The following is a 13,656-nucleotide window of genomic DNA, read 5'->3' as shown; positions in this document are numbered from 1 at the left end:
CCCCTGCGCGAACGGGCCGGGGAATCGGATGTTTAGCCTGACGCTTTACATCGAAGGCACAACCGACAACCCGCGCCCGTACGGGGGTTCACACCTCGCCCGGCGCCCGTCACAGGACAGGGTCAAGTAAACAGTGAAGACGACGACGATGTTCCACAAGATCGCCAACCCGCGACGCACGACGCTGGCACACCTGGAGGACGCCGACGAACTGCGGACGCCGGAGCAGCCGGAGCACCCCGTCGACCTGCCGGCCCAGACCGCAAACCCCAAGCGCACCGTCCTCATGGAGATCCCCGTCGCGGCCGCCGCGGCCGCGGAGTGACACCAGCTAGTACGCACGCCGGCCGCCGGATGCTCAGGGGGTCGGCAGACGGATTTTCCAGGGGCGCCCCCCGCGACGGGGCGCCCCTTCATAATGCGCGGGGCGGGGAGACCTCCCCGCGTTAGCCTGGACCGTCAGACTCCAGCCGCTCAGTCAAGGGGCCAAGCATCCCGTGCGCATCGCCAGGTTCTCCATCGACGGGAACGTCGCCTTCGGCGCCATCGAGGGCGACAAGCAGGACGAACTCGTCCTGGACATCATCAAGGGCATCCCGTTCGCGGACTTCGAGCTCTCCGGGACCAAGGTGCCGGTGAGCAAGGTCAGGCTGCTGCCGCCGGTGCTCCCCAACAAGGTCGTCGCCTTCGGCCGCAACTACGCCGAGCACGCGAAGGAGCTGGGCAACGAGGTCCCCGACGCCCCCTTCGCCTTCTTCAAGCCGTCCACCTCGGTGATCGGCCCCGGCGACGAGATCCAGTACCCCTCCTTCTCCGAGGAGGTGCACCACGAGGCCGAGCTGGCCGTGGTGATCGGCCGGATGTGCCGCGAGGTCCCGCGCGAGCGCGTCAAGGACGTGATCTTCGGCTACACCTGCGCCAACGACATCACCGCCCGCGACGTGCAGCGGCGCGAGAAGCAGTGGGCCCGGGCCAAGGGCTTCGACAGCTCCTGCCCGCTCGGCCCCTGGGTGGAGACGGACCTCGACGCGAGCGACCTCACCATCCAGCTCACGGTCAACGGCCAGCAACGGCAGCTGGGCCGGACCAGCGAGATGATCCACTCCGTCGAGGACCTGATCGTCAACATCTCCGAGGCCATGACGCTGCTCCCCGGCGACGTGATCCTCACGGGCACCCCGGCTGGGGTCGGCCCCCTGAACGTCGGCGACGAGGTCGCCGTCACCATCGAAGGCATCGGCACTCTCACCAACAAGGTTGTCAAGCGTGGCTAGCGCACCCGGCTCTCCTGTACGCGTCCGTTTCTGCCCGTCGCCCACCGGTAACCCCCACGTGGGCCTGGTCCGCACCGCCCTGTTCAACTGGGCGTTCGCCAAGCACCACGGCGGCACCCTGGTCTTTCGCATCGAGGACACCGACGCGGCCCGCGACTCCGAGGAGTCGTACACCCAGCTGCTCGACTCGATGCGCTGGCTGGGCTTCGACTGGGACGAGGGCCCCGAGGTCGGCGGCCCGCACGCGCCCTACCGCCAGTCGCAGCGCATGGACCTCTACAAGGACGTCGCGGCCAAGCTGCTCGACGCCGGTCACGCCTACCGCTGCTACTGCTCCCAGGAGGAGCTGGACACCCGCCGCGAGGCCGCCCGCGCCGCCGGCAAGCCCTCCGGCTACGACGGTCACTGCCGTGAGCTGACCGCCGCCCAGGTCGAGGAGTACCAGGCCCAGGGCCGCGAGCCGATCGTCCGCTTCCGGATGCCCGACGAGACGATCACCTTCACCGACCTGGTCCGCGGCGAGCTGACCTTCACCCCGGAGAACGTGCCGGACTACGGCATCGTCCGCGCCAACGGCGCCCCGCTGTACACGCTGGTCAACCCGGTCGACGACGCTCTGATGGAGATCACCCACGTCCTGCGCGGCGAGGACCTGCTCTCCTCCACCCCGCGCCAGATCGCCCTGTACAAGGCGCTGATCGAGCTGGGTGTCGCCAAGGAGATCCCGTCCTTCGGCCACCTGCCGTACGTGATGGGCGAGGGCAACAAGAAGCTCTCCAAGCGCGACCCGCAGTCCTCCCTCAACCTCTACCGGGAGCGCGGCTTCCTCCCCGAGGGGCTGCTCAACTACCTCTCGCTGCTCGGCTGGTCCCTCTCGGCCGACCAGGACGTCTTCTCGATCGCCGAGATGATCGCGGCCTTCGAGATCTCCGACGTGCAGCCCAACCCGGCCCGCTTCGACCTGAAGAAGTGCGAGGCCATCAACGGCGACCACATCCGCCTGCTGGACGTGAAGGACTTCACCGAGCGCTGCCGCCCGTGGCTCCAGGCGCCGTTCGCCCCCTGGGCCCCCGAGGCCTTCGACGAGGCGAAGTGGCAGGCCATCGCGCCGCACGCGCAGACCCGCCTCAAGGTCCTCTCCGAGATCACCGACAACGTCGACTTCCTGTTCCTGGCGGAGCCGGTCTTCGACGAGGCGTCCTGGACCAAGGCCATGAAGGAAGGCTCCGACGCCCTGCTCCGGACCGCGCGCGAGAAGCTGGAGGCCGCCGACTGGACCTCCGCCGAGTCGCTCAAGGAGGCCGTCCTGGCCGCCGGTGAGGCCCACGGCCTCAAGCTCGGCAAGGCCCAGGCCCCCGTCCGCGTCGCCGTCACCGGCCGCACGGTCGGCCTGCCGCTCTTCGAGTCCCTTGAGGTCCTGGGCAAGGAGACCACCCTGACCCGGATCGACGCGGCGCTGGCCAAGCTCACCGCGTAGCCGCACGGCACCACACCGCGAGGGCGGCGTCCGCTTCGGACGCCGCCCTCGCCACGTCCGGGCTGAGAACGCACCGCCGTGGGTACGGTCGGAGCATGAGCATCCGCGCCGTGGTCTGGGACGTCGACGACACCCTCTTCGACTACACCACCGCCGACCGCCTCGGCATGAGCGCCCACCTGGCGGCCGAGGGCCTGCTGGAGCGCTACGACAGCGTCGAGCGGGCCATCGAGCACTGGCGGGAGATCACCCACCTGCACTGGGCCCGCTTCTCGGCCGGACAGGCCACCTTCGAGGAGCAGCGGCGCGACCGCGTGCGGGTGTTCCTGGGCCGGGACCTCACCGACGCCGAGGCCGACGCCTGGTTCCAGCGGTACGTCACGCACTACGAGGCGGTCTGGGCCCTCTTCCCGGACGTCCTGCCCGTCCTCGACGCCCTCTCCGCCAGCCACCGGCACGCGGTGCTGTCCAACTCCAGCCTCCACGTCCAGGACCACAAGCTGCGCGCCCTCGGCGTCCACGACCGTTTCGAGACCATCCTGTGCGCGGCCGAGCTCGGCATCTCCAAGCCCGAGGCCGGCGCGTTCCTCGCGGCCTGCGACTTCCTCGGACTCCCACCGCACCAGGTCGCCTACGTCGGTGACCACCCGGAGATCGACGGGCGGGGCGCAGCCGACGCCGGACTGCTGTCGGTGTGGATCGACCGCGGCGGTCTGTACGCCACGATCGACCCGCCGGTCGGGCCGCACCGCATCGCCTCGCTCGCCGAACTGCCGTCCCTGCTCGGCTCGGATACTCGTTTTGGAGCCCCGTCCACCTTCGGGTAATGTTCTTCCTGCGCCGCGGGAGCGGGCCGAGAGGCCGGAACCTTAGGCGCACAGCTAGGACACAAACCCTACGGGGCTTGCGTTCCAGTGGCCTATGGTGTAATTGGCAGCACGACTGATTCTGGTTCAGTTAGTCTTGGTTCGAGTCCAGGTAGGCCAGCTCGCAGAGCTCATCTGCATCGCCCCCGTTGTGTAGCGGCCTAGCACGCTGCCCTCTCAAGGCAGTAGCGCCGGTTCGAATCCGGTCGGGGGTACTGTTCCGAGAGATCGGTGATCATCTCGGGACTGCTAGGGCCCCCGTTGTGTAGCGGCCTAGCACGCTGCCCTCTCAAGGCGGTAGCGCCGGTTCGAATCCGGTCGGGGGTACTGACTGGTCTAAACCACATTGGTCTATGGTGTAATTGGCAGCACGACTGATTCTGGTTCAGTTAGTCTTGGTTCGAGTCCAGGTAGACCAGCTCGGAACCTGCGGCGGTGCAGTACCAAACGCTTGCAGGATCCACGCCCCCGTTGTGTAGCGGCCTAGCACGCCGCCCTCTCAAGGCGGTAGCGCCGGTTCGAATCCGGTCGGGGGTACAACAGGGAAGGCCCTCCATTTCGATGGAGGGCCTTCTTGGCTTTTTGGGGGCGCGGGGAACCGCGCGAGCAACCACCACCGGCCCGCACGCGACGATCAAACCGTCCGTGCCATGGAGCGTGGTCGGGAAAGGTCTGCCGCGGCGTTGAGGCCGACCTCTCCCGAAACGCTCTGTCGTTTCAGCCGGTGCGCCGCAAGGCCTCGGAGAGGCGCCCCGCGGCGTCGATCACAGCCTGCGCGTGCATCCGCCCCGGGTGCCGCGTCAGCCGCTCGATCGGCCCGGACACGGACACCGCGGCGACCACCCGGTTCGACGGCCCCCGCACCGGAGCGGACACGGACGCGACGCCCGGCTCCCGCTCACCGATCGACTGCGCCCAGCCCCGCCGTCGCACACCCGACAGCGCCGTCGCCGTGAAGCGCGCCCCCTGCAAGCCGCGGTGCAGCCGTTCCGGCTCCTCCCAGGCCATCAGGATCTGCGCCGAGGAGCCGGCCTTCATCGTGAGCGTCGAACCGACCGGGACGGTGTCCCGCAGTCCGGACAGACGCTCCGCCGCGGCGACGCAGATGCGCATGTCGCCCTGGCGGCGATAGAGCTGCGCGCTCTCGCCCGTGATGTCACGAAGATGTGTGAGCACCGGGCCGGCGGTGGCGAGGAGACGGTCCTCACCCGCGGCCGCGGCAAGCTCTGCCAGGCGAGGGCCGAGAATGAAACGGCCCTGCATGTCGCGCGCCACCATGCGGTGGTGTTCAAGGGCCACGGCCAGGCGGTGGGCCGTGGGTCGTGCCAGTCCGGTGGCACCGACCAGACCCGCGAGGGTGGCCGGACCGGACTCCAGAGCGCTCAGGACGAGGGCCGCCTTGTCCAGAACGCCGACGCCGCTACTGTTGTCCATGAAACGATACTTGCGTCTCACTCTGTGAAACGCAAGTTCAAATTTCCGTGGAACGCGCCACCCTGGAATCACGAAGTCACAACGGCCCGTGACATAAGGGCCTGGTGGTGCGTGCCCGGCATCAGGGGTACGGGCACCGCCTCCTCAAGATCTCTAGTTGGGTCGGCGGATCGTCGTCGGCCGGAGGGAACAGCGATGGGTAGGACACTCGCGGAGAAAGTCTGGGACGACCATGTCGTCCGGCGCGCGGAGGGCGAGCCCGACCTTCTCTTCATCGATCTGCACCTGCTGCACGAGGTGACCAGCCCGCAGGCCTTCGACGGCCTCCGCAAGAGCGGCCGCACCGTGCGGCGCCTGGACCTCACCATCGCCACCGAGGACCACAACACCCCGACCCTCGACATCGACAAGCCGATCGCCGACCCGGTCTCCCGGGTCCAGCTCGAAACGCTGCGCAAGAACGCCGCCGACTTCGGCGTGCGCCTGCATCCGCTGGGCGACGTCGAGCAGGGTGTCGTCCACGTCGTGGGCCCGCAGCTGGGCCTGACCCAGCCCGGCACCACCGTCGTCTGCGGCGACTCGCACACCTCCACGCACGGCGCCTTCGGCGCGCTGGCGTTCGGCATCGGCACCTCCCAGGTGGAGCACGTGCTGGCCACCCAGACGCTGCCGATGTCCCGCCCCAAGACCATGGCGATCACGGTCGACGGCGAACTGCCCGAGGGCGTCACCGCCAAGGACCTGATCCTGGCGATCATCGCCAAGATCGGCACGGGCGGCGGCCAGGGCTACGTCCTGGAGTACCGCGGCGAGGCCATCGAGAAGCTCTCGATGGAAGCCCGCATGACCATCTGCAACATGTCGATCGAGGCCGGCGCCCGCGCGGGCATGATCGCCCCGGACGAGACCACGTTCGCGTACCTCAAGGGCCGCCCGCACGCCCCCGAGGGCGAGGAGTGGGACGCCGCCGTCGCGTACTGGAAGACGCTCAGGACGGACGACGACGCCGAGTTCGACGCCGAGGTCGTCATCGACGCCGCCGAGCTGTCGCCGTTCGTCACCTGGGGCACCAACCCAGGCCAGGGCGCACCGCTTTCGGCGTCCGTCCCCGACCCCGCTTCGTACGAAGACGCTTCGGAGCGCTTCGCCGCCGAAAAGGCCCTGGAGTACATGGGGTTGGAGGCCGGGCAGCCGCTGCGCTCCATCAAGGTGGACACCGTCTTCGTAGGCTCGTGCACCAACGGCCGCATCGAGGACCTGCGCGCCGCCGCCGAGCTCGTCAAGGGCCGCAAAGTCGCCGACGGCGTACGGATGCTGGTCGTCCCGGGCTCCGCGCGGGTCGGTCTGCAGGCCGTCTCCGAGGGTCTGGACGTCGTCTTCAAGGAGGCCGGCGCCGAGTGGCGGCACGCGGGCTGCTCGATGTGTCTGGGCATGAACCCCGACCAGCTGGCCCCCGGTGAGCGCTCCGCGTCCACCTCCAACCGCAACTTCGAGGGGCGGCAGGGCAAGGGCGGCCGTACCCACCTGGTGTCGCCGCAGGTCGCGGCCGCCACCGCCGTCCTCGGCCACCTGGCCTCCCCGGCCGACCTGTCCGCCGACGCCCCCACGCCCGCTGGAGTCTGAACAGTCATGGAAGCCTTCACCACCCACACCGGCCGGGCCGTCCCGCTGCGCCGCAGCAACGTCGACACCGACCAGATCATCCCCGCCCACTGGCTCAAGAAGGTCACGCGCGACGGGTTCGAGGACGGGCTGTTCGAGGCCTGGCGCAAGGACGCCTCGTTCGTGCTCAACCAGCCCGAGCGCAAGGGCGCGACCGTCCTGGTCGCCGGCCCCGACTTCGGCACCGGCTCCTCCCGTGAGCACGCCGTCTGGGCCCTGCAGAACTACGGCTTCAAGGCCGTGATCTCCTCCCGCTTCGCCGACATCTTCCGCGGCAACTCGCTCAAGAACGGCCTGCTCACGGTCGTTCTGGAGCAGGAGACCGTGGACGCGCTGTGGGAGCTCACCGAGAAGGACCCGCAGGCCGAGATCACCGTCGACCTGGAGAGCCGCGAGGTGCGCGCCGAGGGCATCACCGCCGCCTTCGAGCTGGACGAGAACTCCCGCTGGCGGCTGCTGAACGGCCTCGACGACATCTCGATCACCCTGCAGAGCGAGGCGGACATCGCCGCCTACGAGGCGAAGCGCCCCGCGTTCAAGCCCCGGACGCTCCCGGTCTGACCCGGGCACGCCGGGCCGCCTGAGAACAAGGCGACTTTCGGCCACCGCAACACCCCCTCTGTACCCCCGATCAGCCCGATCGGGGGTACAGCCGTGTCTGCACCCGAACGGCCCTGCCCACCCGTTGTTCGACTGCCAACTTCCCACGTTAAGCAGGTGGTTGCCGGGGTACGCGAGGGGTACAGCCGTGACTTCCACGTGTGCCGGGAAAGCCGTCGGAGGCGGCAGTTGTCCCCTGCGCAGGCGACAACTCGCCCCAGATGGCACAATCTGTGCATGGAACACGACGGCCAACTCGAGCTCTATGCGGCAGTCGCGGACCAACTCAAGGAAGCGCACACAAGAGTGCGCGCACTGCAAGTCCCGGAGGGCGTACGGATGGCGCTGACCCGGAAGCTGCTGGTCATTACGGCCGCGGCCAAGCACGATCTCGCCGACGCGGCAAGACGGCTGGAGCGGTTCACCGCGGACCTCGACGAGGGACGTCTCCCCGACGAGGAACGCTGAACCCTTCGGCACCGTCGAGTTCGTTGCGGCACAAGGGTGATAAGCCCGTTTCGTGTTTGATTTGCGGTATATATCTGCCTAACGTGCGAAAAAGCTTGAACACTTTCGTTCTGGCGATGTCTCCGAAGGGGAAGACGTGAACAAGGCGCAGCTCGTAGAAGCGATTGCCGACAAGATGGGCGGCCGCCAGCAGGCGGCCGACGCTGTCGACCATGTACTGGACGCCATCGTCCGCGCGGTCGTCTCGGGTGAGCGGGTCTCGGTCACCGGCTTCGGTTCGTTCGAGAAGGTCGACCGCCCGGCCCGGTACGCCCGTAACCCCCAGACGGGCGAGCGGGTTCGGGTCAAGAAGACCTCCGTTCCGCGCTTCCGCGCCGGTCAGGGCTTCAAGGACCTGGTCAGCGGCTCGAAGAAGCTCCCGCGTGGCGGCGAGGTCTCCGTCAAGAAGGCGCCCAAGGGCAGCCTGACCGGCGGTGCCGGCGCGACGGTCAAGAAGGCCGCCGCGAAGAAGGCGACCACGAAGTCGGCCGCCGCGAAGAAGACCACCGCCAAGAAGACGACGGCGAAGAAGGCCACCACCAAGACCGCCGCCGCGAAGAAGACCACGGCGAAGAAGACGCCCGCCAAGAAGACCACGACGGCGTCCAAGACCGCGGCCGCGAAGAAGACCACCGCGAAGAAGGCCCCGGCGAAGAAGGCCACGGCCAAGAAGGCGCCCGCCAAGAAGTCGACGGCGCGCAAGACCACCGCCAAGAAGACCACCGCCCGCAAGAAGTAAGGGCGCTGGGGAACTCACGCGCCGGGCCGGACTCCACAGGGAGTCCGGCCCGCGGCGTGTTCAGCGTGTGATCAGAGGGTCTGCAGGGTCACCAGGGTGATCCGCGGCGCGTCCCGGGCGCCCTCCACCTCGATGCGGACCCGCTGGCCCGGGCGCAGCAGCCTGAGGCCCCCCGCGTCGAACGCGGCCGCGTCGAAGGGCACCGGGGTGCCGTCGTCCAGAAGCACCTGCCCGCTGCGGCTCTCGGGGTCGTATGTGTACGCGGTCGCCTGCATGGCCGCAGCCTACTGCCCGGGAATCAGCAACCGCGCGGCGGCCGCGGCCGTATGAGGGCCGACCCCCAGGGCCAGCGCGCTGCGCAGGTCATCGCCGGTGTCCACGTCCTGGCGAACCGAATCCACCGCGGTCAGCGGCAGTTCCACCGCCCCCGAGGCGCGGTGCCGGGCGCGGGAATCCGTACCGAAGGCCGGGCGCAATTCGCGGCCCGGGGCGGCGGCCAGCAGGGTCGTTCCGATAGTGGCGGCGTCCGGGAGAAAAGCGCGCGGGAATTCGGCGGCGGTATCGAGTACCCGGGACAATTCCGCGGGGCGCAGGGCGGGCAGATCGGCGTTGAGCGCGGCAACCGCCCGGGCCGGGCGCGTGGACCGGACGGCCCGCGTCGCGTGTGCGAGGGCGGCGTTGAGACCGCCGCCCGGCTCGTCGGCGACGATCGCGGCACCCAGCGCGGCCAGCGCCCGGCCCGCCCGGGCGTCGTCCGTGACGACTGCCACATCCCCCACCGCCGGGCAGGCCAGCGCGGCCGCCACCGTGTCCTGGGCGAAGGCCAGCGCCAAGTCCGGCCGCAGCCCGTCGTCCGCGGTGTCCGCGAGCCTGCTCTTGGCCCGGGCCAGGGGCTTCAGGGGTACGACCAGGGTCCACTGCACGGGTGTTCCGTCCTCCTCTTGTCGCGGTCATTGTCACCCGGGGCCTCGGGCGGGCGGCGTGCCGGGGCGTACGGTGTTCTCGACAGACCGGCGGCCTGGGGCGACACTTGTGCGGCCCCCCGTGGCCCCGGCTTCAGGCCCTAGAGGAAGGTGTCCGCGTGCCCCGCCGCAGAATCGGCTTCTGGTACCGCTTCGCCGCGGTGATCTGCAAACCGCCGCTGGTGGTTCTGCTCAGGCGGGACTGGCGTGGAATGGAGCACATTCCGGCAGAGGGCGGTTTTATCACCGCGGTCAACCACAATTCGCACATCGACCCCTTCGCTTACGCGCACTTTCAGTACAACACCGGGCGCGTCCCGCGATTCCTCGCGAAGAGCGGACTTTTCAAGAAGGGATTCGTCGGAGCCGCGATGCGGGGCACCGGGCAGATCCCCGTCTACCGCGAGAGCACGGACGCGCTGAGCGCCTTCCGGGCCGCGATCGACGCCGTGGAACGGGGCGAATGCGTCGCTTTCTATCCCGAGGGCACCCTCACCCGCGACCCGGACGGCTGGCCCATGACCGGCAAGACCGGGGCCGCCCGCGTCGCCCTGCAGACCAAGTGCCCGGTGATCCCCGTCGCGCAGTGGGGCTGCAACGAACTGCTGCCGCCGTACGCCAGGAAGCCGCATCTGCTGCCGCGCAAGACGCACCGCGTGCTCGCCGGGCCGCCCGTGGACCTGGCGCGCTTCTACGACCGGGAGATGACCGCGGAGCTGCTGAAGGAGGCCACGGAGGTCATCATGGCCGCCGTCACCGAGCAGCTGGAGCTGATCCGCGGAGAGAAGGCGCCGGAGACGCCGTACGACCCGCGCCGGGAGCGGATCGAGCAGCGGCGCCGCACCCAGGCGCAGACGCACCAGAAGTCCGGACAGACCGTGCAGGAAGAGGGGCTGGGCAAGTGAGCAAGCCGGTCAAGGCGGCGGTGCTGAGCGCCGGTTCGTGGGGTACGGCCTTCGGCATGGTGCTCGCCGACGCGGGGTGCGAGGTCACCCTGTGGGCGCGCCGCCCGGAGGTCGTGGAGGCGATCAACTCCACGCGGACCAATCCCGACTACTTCCCGGGCGTCGAGCTCCCGGAGAACGTCCGGGCCACCACCGACCCCGCCGAGGCCGCCGCGGACGCCGACTTCACCGTCCTGTCGGTCCCCTCGCAGACCCTGCGCGGCAACCTCGCCGAGTGGAGCCCCCTGCTGGCCCCCGACACGGTCCTGGTGTCGCTGATGAAGGGCGTCGAACTCGGCTCCGCGATGCGGATGAGCGAGGTCATCGACGATGTCGCCAAGGTCGGCCCGGACCGGATCGCCGTGGTGACGGGGCCCAACCTGGCCCGGGAGATCGCCGCGCGGATGCCCGCGGCGGCCGTGGTCGCCTGTACCGACGAGGCCGTCGCCCAGCGCCTCCAGGCCGCATGCCACACCCCGTACTTCCGCCCGTACACCAATACGGACGTGGTGGGTTGCGAACTGGGCGGAGCCGTGAAGAACGTCATCGGCCTCGCCGTCGGCATCGCGGACGGCATGGGCCTCGGTGACAACGCCAAGGGCTCCCTCATCACCCGCGGCCTCGCCGAGACCACCCGGCTCGGCATGGCCCTCGGCGCCGACCCGCTGACCTTCTCCGGACTCGCGGGCCTCGGCGACCTGGTGGCCACCTGCTCCTCGCCGCTGTCGCGCAACCACACCTTCGGCACCAACCTCGGCAAGGGCATGACCCTCCAGGAGACCATCGCGGTCACCAAGCAGACCGCCGAGGGCGTCAAGTCCTGCGAGTCGGTGCTCGATCTGGCCCGCCGGCACGGCGTCGACATGCCGATCACGGAGACCGTCGTCGGCATCGTGCACGAGGGCAAGCCCCCGGTGGTGGCGCTCAAGGAGCTGATGTCGCGCAGCGCGAAGCCCGAACGACGCTGAGCGACGCGAGGCCGGCGGCGCTTACCCGGGGCCCTACCAACGGGTACTCTCAACCCGATATGAGCACCGAGAACCTCCCCCAGAGCCCCGAGCAGCCGCCTCGCAAGCCGCGTGTGGCCGTCGTGTTCGGCGGGCGCAGCTCCGAACACGGGATCTCCGTGGTCACCGCCGGCGCCGTCCTCAAGTCCATCGACCGGACGAAGTACGACGTCCTGCCGATCGGCATCACCCAGGACGGGCGTTGGGCGCTCACGGCGGACGAACCGGAGCGGATGGCGATCGTCGACCGGCGCCCGCCGAGCGTCGACCTGCTCGCCGAGTCGGCCGAGGGCGCGGTGATCCTCCCGGTCGACCCCGCCAGCCGCGAAGTCGTCTACAGCGAGCCGGGATCGGTCCCCAAGGCCCTCGGCGACGTCGACGTGGTCTTCCCGGTGCTGCACGGCCCCTACGGGGAGGACGGCACCCTCCAGGGCCTCCTGGAGCTCTCCGGTGTCCCGTACGTGGGTTCGGGCGTGCTCGCCTCGGCCGTGGGCCAGGACAAGGAGTACATGAAGCGGGTGTTCACCTCCTTCGGGCTGAAGGTGGGCCCGTACGTGGTGGTGCGCCCGCGTGAGTGGGAGCAGGACCGGGCCGCCGCCCGCAAGAAGATCGTCGACTTCGCCGGCGAGCACGGCTGGCCGCTGTTCGTGAAGCCCTCGCGGGCCGGTTCGTCGATCGGCATCACCAAGGTCGACGACCTCTCCGGTCTCGACGAGGCCGTCGCCGAGGCCCAGCGGCACGACCCGAAGATCCTCGTGGAGGCCGCGCTGCGCGGCCGCGAGATCGAGTGCGGCGTCCTGGAGTTCGAGGACGGCCCCCGGGCCTCCCTCCCCGCGGAGATCCCCCCGCCCCAGGCGCAGGCGTACTACGACTTCGAGGCCAAGTACATCGACTCCACCCCGGGCCTCGTCCCGGCGCCCCTCACGCCCGAGGAGACGGCCGAGGTCCAGCGCCTGGCGGTCGACGCGTTCGAGGCGGCGTCCTGCGAGGGCCTGGTCCGCGCGGACTTCTTCCTCACCGAGGACGGCGAGTTCGTGATCAACGAGATCAACACGATGCCCGGCTTCACGCCCATCTCGATGTACCCGCAGATGTGGCAGGCGAGCGGGGTGAGCTACCCGGAACTGATCGACCTGCTGGTTCAGGCGGCGCTCAGGCGGTCGACGGGCCTGCGCTAGATCGCTCGTGATCAATACAGCTAGATCGTGCCGCTCAGGAGGCGATCCCCTCGGGGATCGCCTTCTTCACTGCGGCGGCCAGATCGATCAGCACACTCGAAGTGTCCACGCCCTCCGGCGCCCGGACCTCGACGTAGGCCTCCCGGTTGGCGGTGGTGAACACGTACCCGTCGTCGCCCCCCTGCTTCTCCATCAGCCAGTCCACGCCGTTCACCCCCCCGGCGACGGCATCGGGATCGTGTCCGTCGGCGACCTTGGGATCGACCATCTTCGGCGGCTGCGGCACGCCGCAGCGCAGTATGATCGCCGGGCTGCCCCAGCCCGCCGTCAGCGCCGACGCGGGCTCGGGATCCGCACGGCGCTCACCGTCCACCTTCGCGGGCAGTACTTTGTCCAGGTTCCGGCACAGTTCCGCGACCTTCGCGTCCGGACTGGGAACCGCCGCCGACGCGCTGTCGTCTGCTGAGGAGCAGCCCGCAACAGTGATCAACAGCGCGACAGCGGGCAGGCGGAACACGCGGAAGACACAACGGTGCCGGTGACGGAAAGAGTTCACCGGCACAGGGTAGACGGGGGCTACAGATGGACGACCGGGCAGGTCAGGGTGCGGGTGATGCCGTCCACCTGCTGGACCTTGGCGACCACCATGCGGCCGAGTTCGTCGACGGTGTCGGCCTGGGCCCGCACGATGACGTCGTAGGGTCCCGTCACGTCCTCGGCCTGGATGATCCCAGGGATCTTGCTGATCGTCTCGGCGACGACGGAGGCCTTCCCGACCTCGGTCTGGATCAGGATGTACGCCTGTACCACGGAACCTCCAGGGCGGCCACGAGGATCATGTGGGGAAAAGGAACGCCACGGTATCGCGTCGCCGCTCGCCGCGGGGAGACCCGCGGGGACCGGGTTGTGCGCGCCGGGGTGCAGGTCCGGCAGAACATGCCGGTCACTTCGACCGTAGCGAGGACCGAGATGCCCCGCGACCGGGCACGGACAGGGACAGAAGGGG

Annotated in this window: 16 protein-coding genes and 5 tRNA genes; 16 read left to right on the top strand and 5 right to left on the bottom strand. The window is 69.5% G+C overall.

What is annotated here, in order from left to right; translation table 11 throughout:
* Positions 1-133 precede the first annotated feature (133 nt).
* From ACFZDE_RS27015 to ACFZDE_RS26975, 9 genes are all read left to right on the top strand, one after another.
* Entirely contained in the window at positions 134-325 is a 192-nt protein-coding gene (locus tag ACFZDE_RS27015; protein WP_350707784.1) for a hypothetical protein, read from the top strand.
* Between the two features lie 172 nt (positions 326-497).
* Entirely contained in the window at positions 498-1,274 is a 777-nt protein-coding gene (locus ACFZDE_RS27010) for a fumarylacetoacetate hydrolase family protein (RefSeq protein ID WP_031109874.1), read from the top strand.
* Positions 1,267-2,751 carry a glutamate--tRNA ligase gene (gene gltX, locus ACFZDE_RS27005; protein ID WP_391204040.1) on the top strand — a complete coding sequence of 495 codons (1,485 nt, stop codon included), beginning with the start codon at positions 1,267-1,269 and terminating at the stop codon, positions 2,749-2,751. The genes ACFZDE_RS27010 and gltX overlap by 8 nt, the downstream gene beginning before the upstream one ends.
* A 95-nt stretch (positions 2,752-2,846) precedes the next feature.
* On the top strand, positions 2,847-3,578 hold the full coding sequence (locus tag ACFZDE_RS27000; protein WP_391003986.1) for an HAD-IA family hydrolase: 732 nt from the start codon (positions 2,847-2,849) through the stop codon (positions 3,576-3,578).
* Positions 3,579-3,666: 88 nt separating this feature from the next.
* Positions 3,667-3,738 (top strand) — tRNA-Gln (locus ACFZDE_RS26995).
* Between the two features lie 21 nt (positions 3,739-3,759).
* Positions 3,760-3,832, top strand: a tRNA-Glu gene (locus ACFZDE_RS26990).
* Positions 3,833-3,871: 39 nt separating this feature from the next.
* Positions 3,872-3,944, top strand: a tRNA-Glu gene (locus ACFZDE_RS26985).
* Positions 3,945-3,964: 20 nt separating this feature from the next.
* Positions 3,965-4,036, top strand: a tRNA-Gln gene (locus tag ACFZDE_RS26980).
* A gap of 45 nt (positions 4,037-4,081) precedes the next feature.
* Positions 4,082-4,154: transfer RNA gene (locus ACFZDE_RS26975), tRNA-Glu, on the top strand.
* A 180-nt stretch (positions 4,155-4,334) separates the two neighbouring features.
* Here ACFZDE_RS26975 and ndgR read toward each other — a convergent pair.
* A complete protein-coding gene (ndgR, locus tag ACFZDE_RS26970) occupies positions 4,335-5,051 on the bottom strand; it encodes an IclR family transcriptional regulator NdgR (protein WP_003993203.1) in 717 nt (238 codons plus the stop codon).
* A 195-nt stretch (positions 5,052-5,246) separates the two neighbouring features.
* On the opposite strand from ndgR, the gene leuC reads away from it, so the two are divergent.
* From leuC to ACFZDE_RS26950, 4 genes are all read left to right on the top strand, one after another.
* The gene (gene leuC / locus ACFZDE_RS26965) at positions 5,247-6,674 is read left to right on the top strand and encodes a 3-isopropylmalate dehydratase large subunit (protein WP_391204037.1); all 1,428 of its coding nucleotides are present in this window, start codon (positions 5,247-5,249) and stop codon (positions 6,672-6,674) included.
* A 6-nt stretch (positions 6,675-6,680) separates the two neighbouring features.
* Positions 6,681-7,274 (top strand): 3-isopropylmalate dehydratase small subunit, encoded by a 594-nt coding sequence (gene leuD, locus ACFZDE_RS26960; RefSeq protein ID WP_391204034.1) that lies wholly within the window; start codon positions 6,681-6,683, stop codon positions 7,272-7,274.
* A gap of 276 nt (positions 7,275-7,550) precedes the next feature.
* Positions 7,551-7,781: a hypothetical protein gene (locus ACFZDE_RS26955; RefSeq protein WP_030851947.1), complete on the top strand. Its 231-nt coding sequence runs from the start codon at positions 7,551-7,553 to the stop codon at positions 7,779-7,781.
* A gap of 136 nt (positions 7,782-7,917) precedes the next feature.
* The gene (locus tag ACFZDE_RS26950) at positions 7,918-8,559 is read left to right on the top strand and encodes an HU family DNA-binding protein (protein ID WP_391003979.1); all 642 of its coding nucleotides are present in this window, start codon (positions 7,918-7,920) and stop codon (positions 8,557-8,559) included.
* A 71-nt stretch (positions 8,560-8,630) separates the two neighbouring features.
* On the opposite strand, the gene ACFZDE_RS26945 is transcribed toward ACFZDE_RS26950, so the two are convergent.
* Together ACFZDE_RS26945 and cofC are read right to left on the bottom strand one after the other, a co-directional pair.
* Positions 8,631-8,834, bottom strand: a complete 204-nt coding sequence (locus ACFZDE_RS26945; RefSeq protein ID WP_385658318.1) for a hypothetical protein — start codon at positions 8,832-8,834, stop codon at positions 8,631-8,633.
* A 9-nt stretch (positions 8,835-8,843) separates the two neighbouring features.
* Positions 8,844-9,482 (bottom strand): 2-phospho-L-lactate guanylyltransferase, encoded by a 639-nt coding sequence (gene cofC, locus ACFZDE_RS26940; protein ID WP_391204031.1) that lies wholly within the window; start codon positions 9,480-9,482, stop codon positions 8,844-8,846.
* A gap of 158 nt (positions 9,483-9,640) precedes the next feature.
* Here cofC and ACFZDE_RS26935 point away from each other — a divergent pair, with 158 nt between their 5' ends.
* From ACFZDE_RS26935 to ACFZDE_RS26925, 3 genes are read left to right on the top strand one after another with little or no spacing between them, the layout of a single operon-like run.
* Positions 9,641-10,426, top strand: a complete 786-nt coding sequence (locus ACFZDE_RS26935; protein WP_391003973.1) for a 1-acyl-sn-glycerol-3-phosphate acyltransferase — start codon at positions 9,641-9,643, stop codon at positions 10,424-10,426.
* Complete coding sequence (locus ACFZDE_RS26930) at positions 10,423-11,433, top strand: NAD(P)H-dependent glycerol-3-phosphate dehydrogenase (RefSeq protein ID WP_031106935.1); 1,011 nt, start codon at positions 10,423-10,425, stop codon at positions 11,431-11,433. The genes ACFZDE_RS26935 and ACFZDE_RS26930 overlap by 4 nt, the downstream gene beginning before the upstream one ends.
* Positions 11,434-11,492: 59 nt before the next feature.
* Entirely contained in the window at positions 11,493-12,650 is a 1,158-nt protein-coding gene (locus tag ACFZDE_RS26925) for a D-alanine--D-alanine ligase (protein ID WP_391003971.1), read from the top strand.
* 34 nt (positions 12,651-12,684) lie between these two features.
* Here the strand turns inward: ACFZDE_RS26925 and ACFZDE_RS26920 are convergent, their stop codons facing one another.
* The gene (locus ACFZDE_RS26920) at positions 12,685-13,206 is read right to left on the bottom strand and encodes a DUF3515 family protein (protein WP_391003969.1); all 522 of its coding nucleotides are present in this window, start codon (positions 13,204-13,206) and stop codon (positions 12,685-12,687) included.
* A 20-nt stretch (positions 13,207-13,226) separates the two neighbouring features.
* On the bottom strand, positions 13,227-13,460 hold the full coding sequence (locus ACFZDE_RS26915; protein WP_381462503.1) for an Lrp/AsnC family transcriptional regulator: 234 nt from the start codon (positions 13,458-13,460) through the stop codon (positions 13,227-13,229).
* Between the last annotated feature and the right edge of the window lie 196 nt (positions 13,461-13,656).

The sequence above is a fragment of the Streptomyces sp. NPDC007929 genome (assembly GCF_042959065.1).
GTDB lineage: Bacteria > Actinomycetota > Actinomycetes > Streptomycetales > Streptomycetaceae > Streptomyces.
This window is presented reverse-complemented; position numbering and strand designations above follow the sequence as displayed.

What these genes read in the sequence shown, in the direction of transcription:
- ACFZDE_RS27000 (WP_391003986.1), top strand. Translation starts at nt 2,847, where the DNA reads ATGAGCATCCGCGCCGTGGTCTGGGACGTCGACGACACCCTCTTCGAC.
- leuD (WP_391204034.1), top strand. Translation starts at nt 6,681, where the DNA reads ATGGAAGCCTTCACCACCCACACCGGCCGGGCCGTCCCGCTGCGCCGC.
- ACFZDE_RS26925 (WP_391003971.1), top strand. Translation starts at nt 11,493, where the DNA reads ATGAGCACCGAGAACCTCCCCCAGAGCCCCGAGCAGCCGCCTCGCAAG.
- ndgR (WP_003993203.1), bottom strand. Translation starts at nt 5,051, where the DNA reads ATGGACAACAGTAGCGGCGTCGGCGTTCTGGACAAGGCGGCCCTCGTC.
- ACFZDE_RS26955 (WP_030851947.1), top strand. Translation starts at nt 7,551, where the DNA reads ATGGAACACGACGGCCAACTCGAGCTCTATGCGGCAGTCGCGGACCAA.
- ACFZDE_RS26945 (WP_385658318.1), bottom strand. Translation starts at nt 8,834, where the DNA reads ATGCAGGCGACCGCGTACACATACGACCCCGAGAGCCGCAGCGGGCAG.
- leuC (WP_391204037.1), top strand. Translation starts at nt 5,247, where the DNA reads ATGGGTAGGACACTCGCGGAGAAAGTCTGGGACGACCATGTCGTCCGG.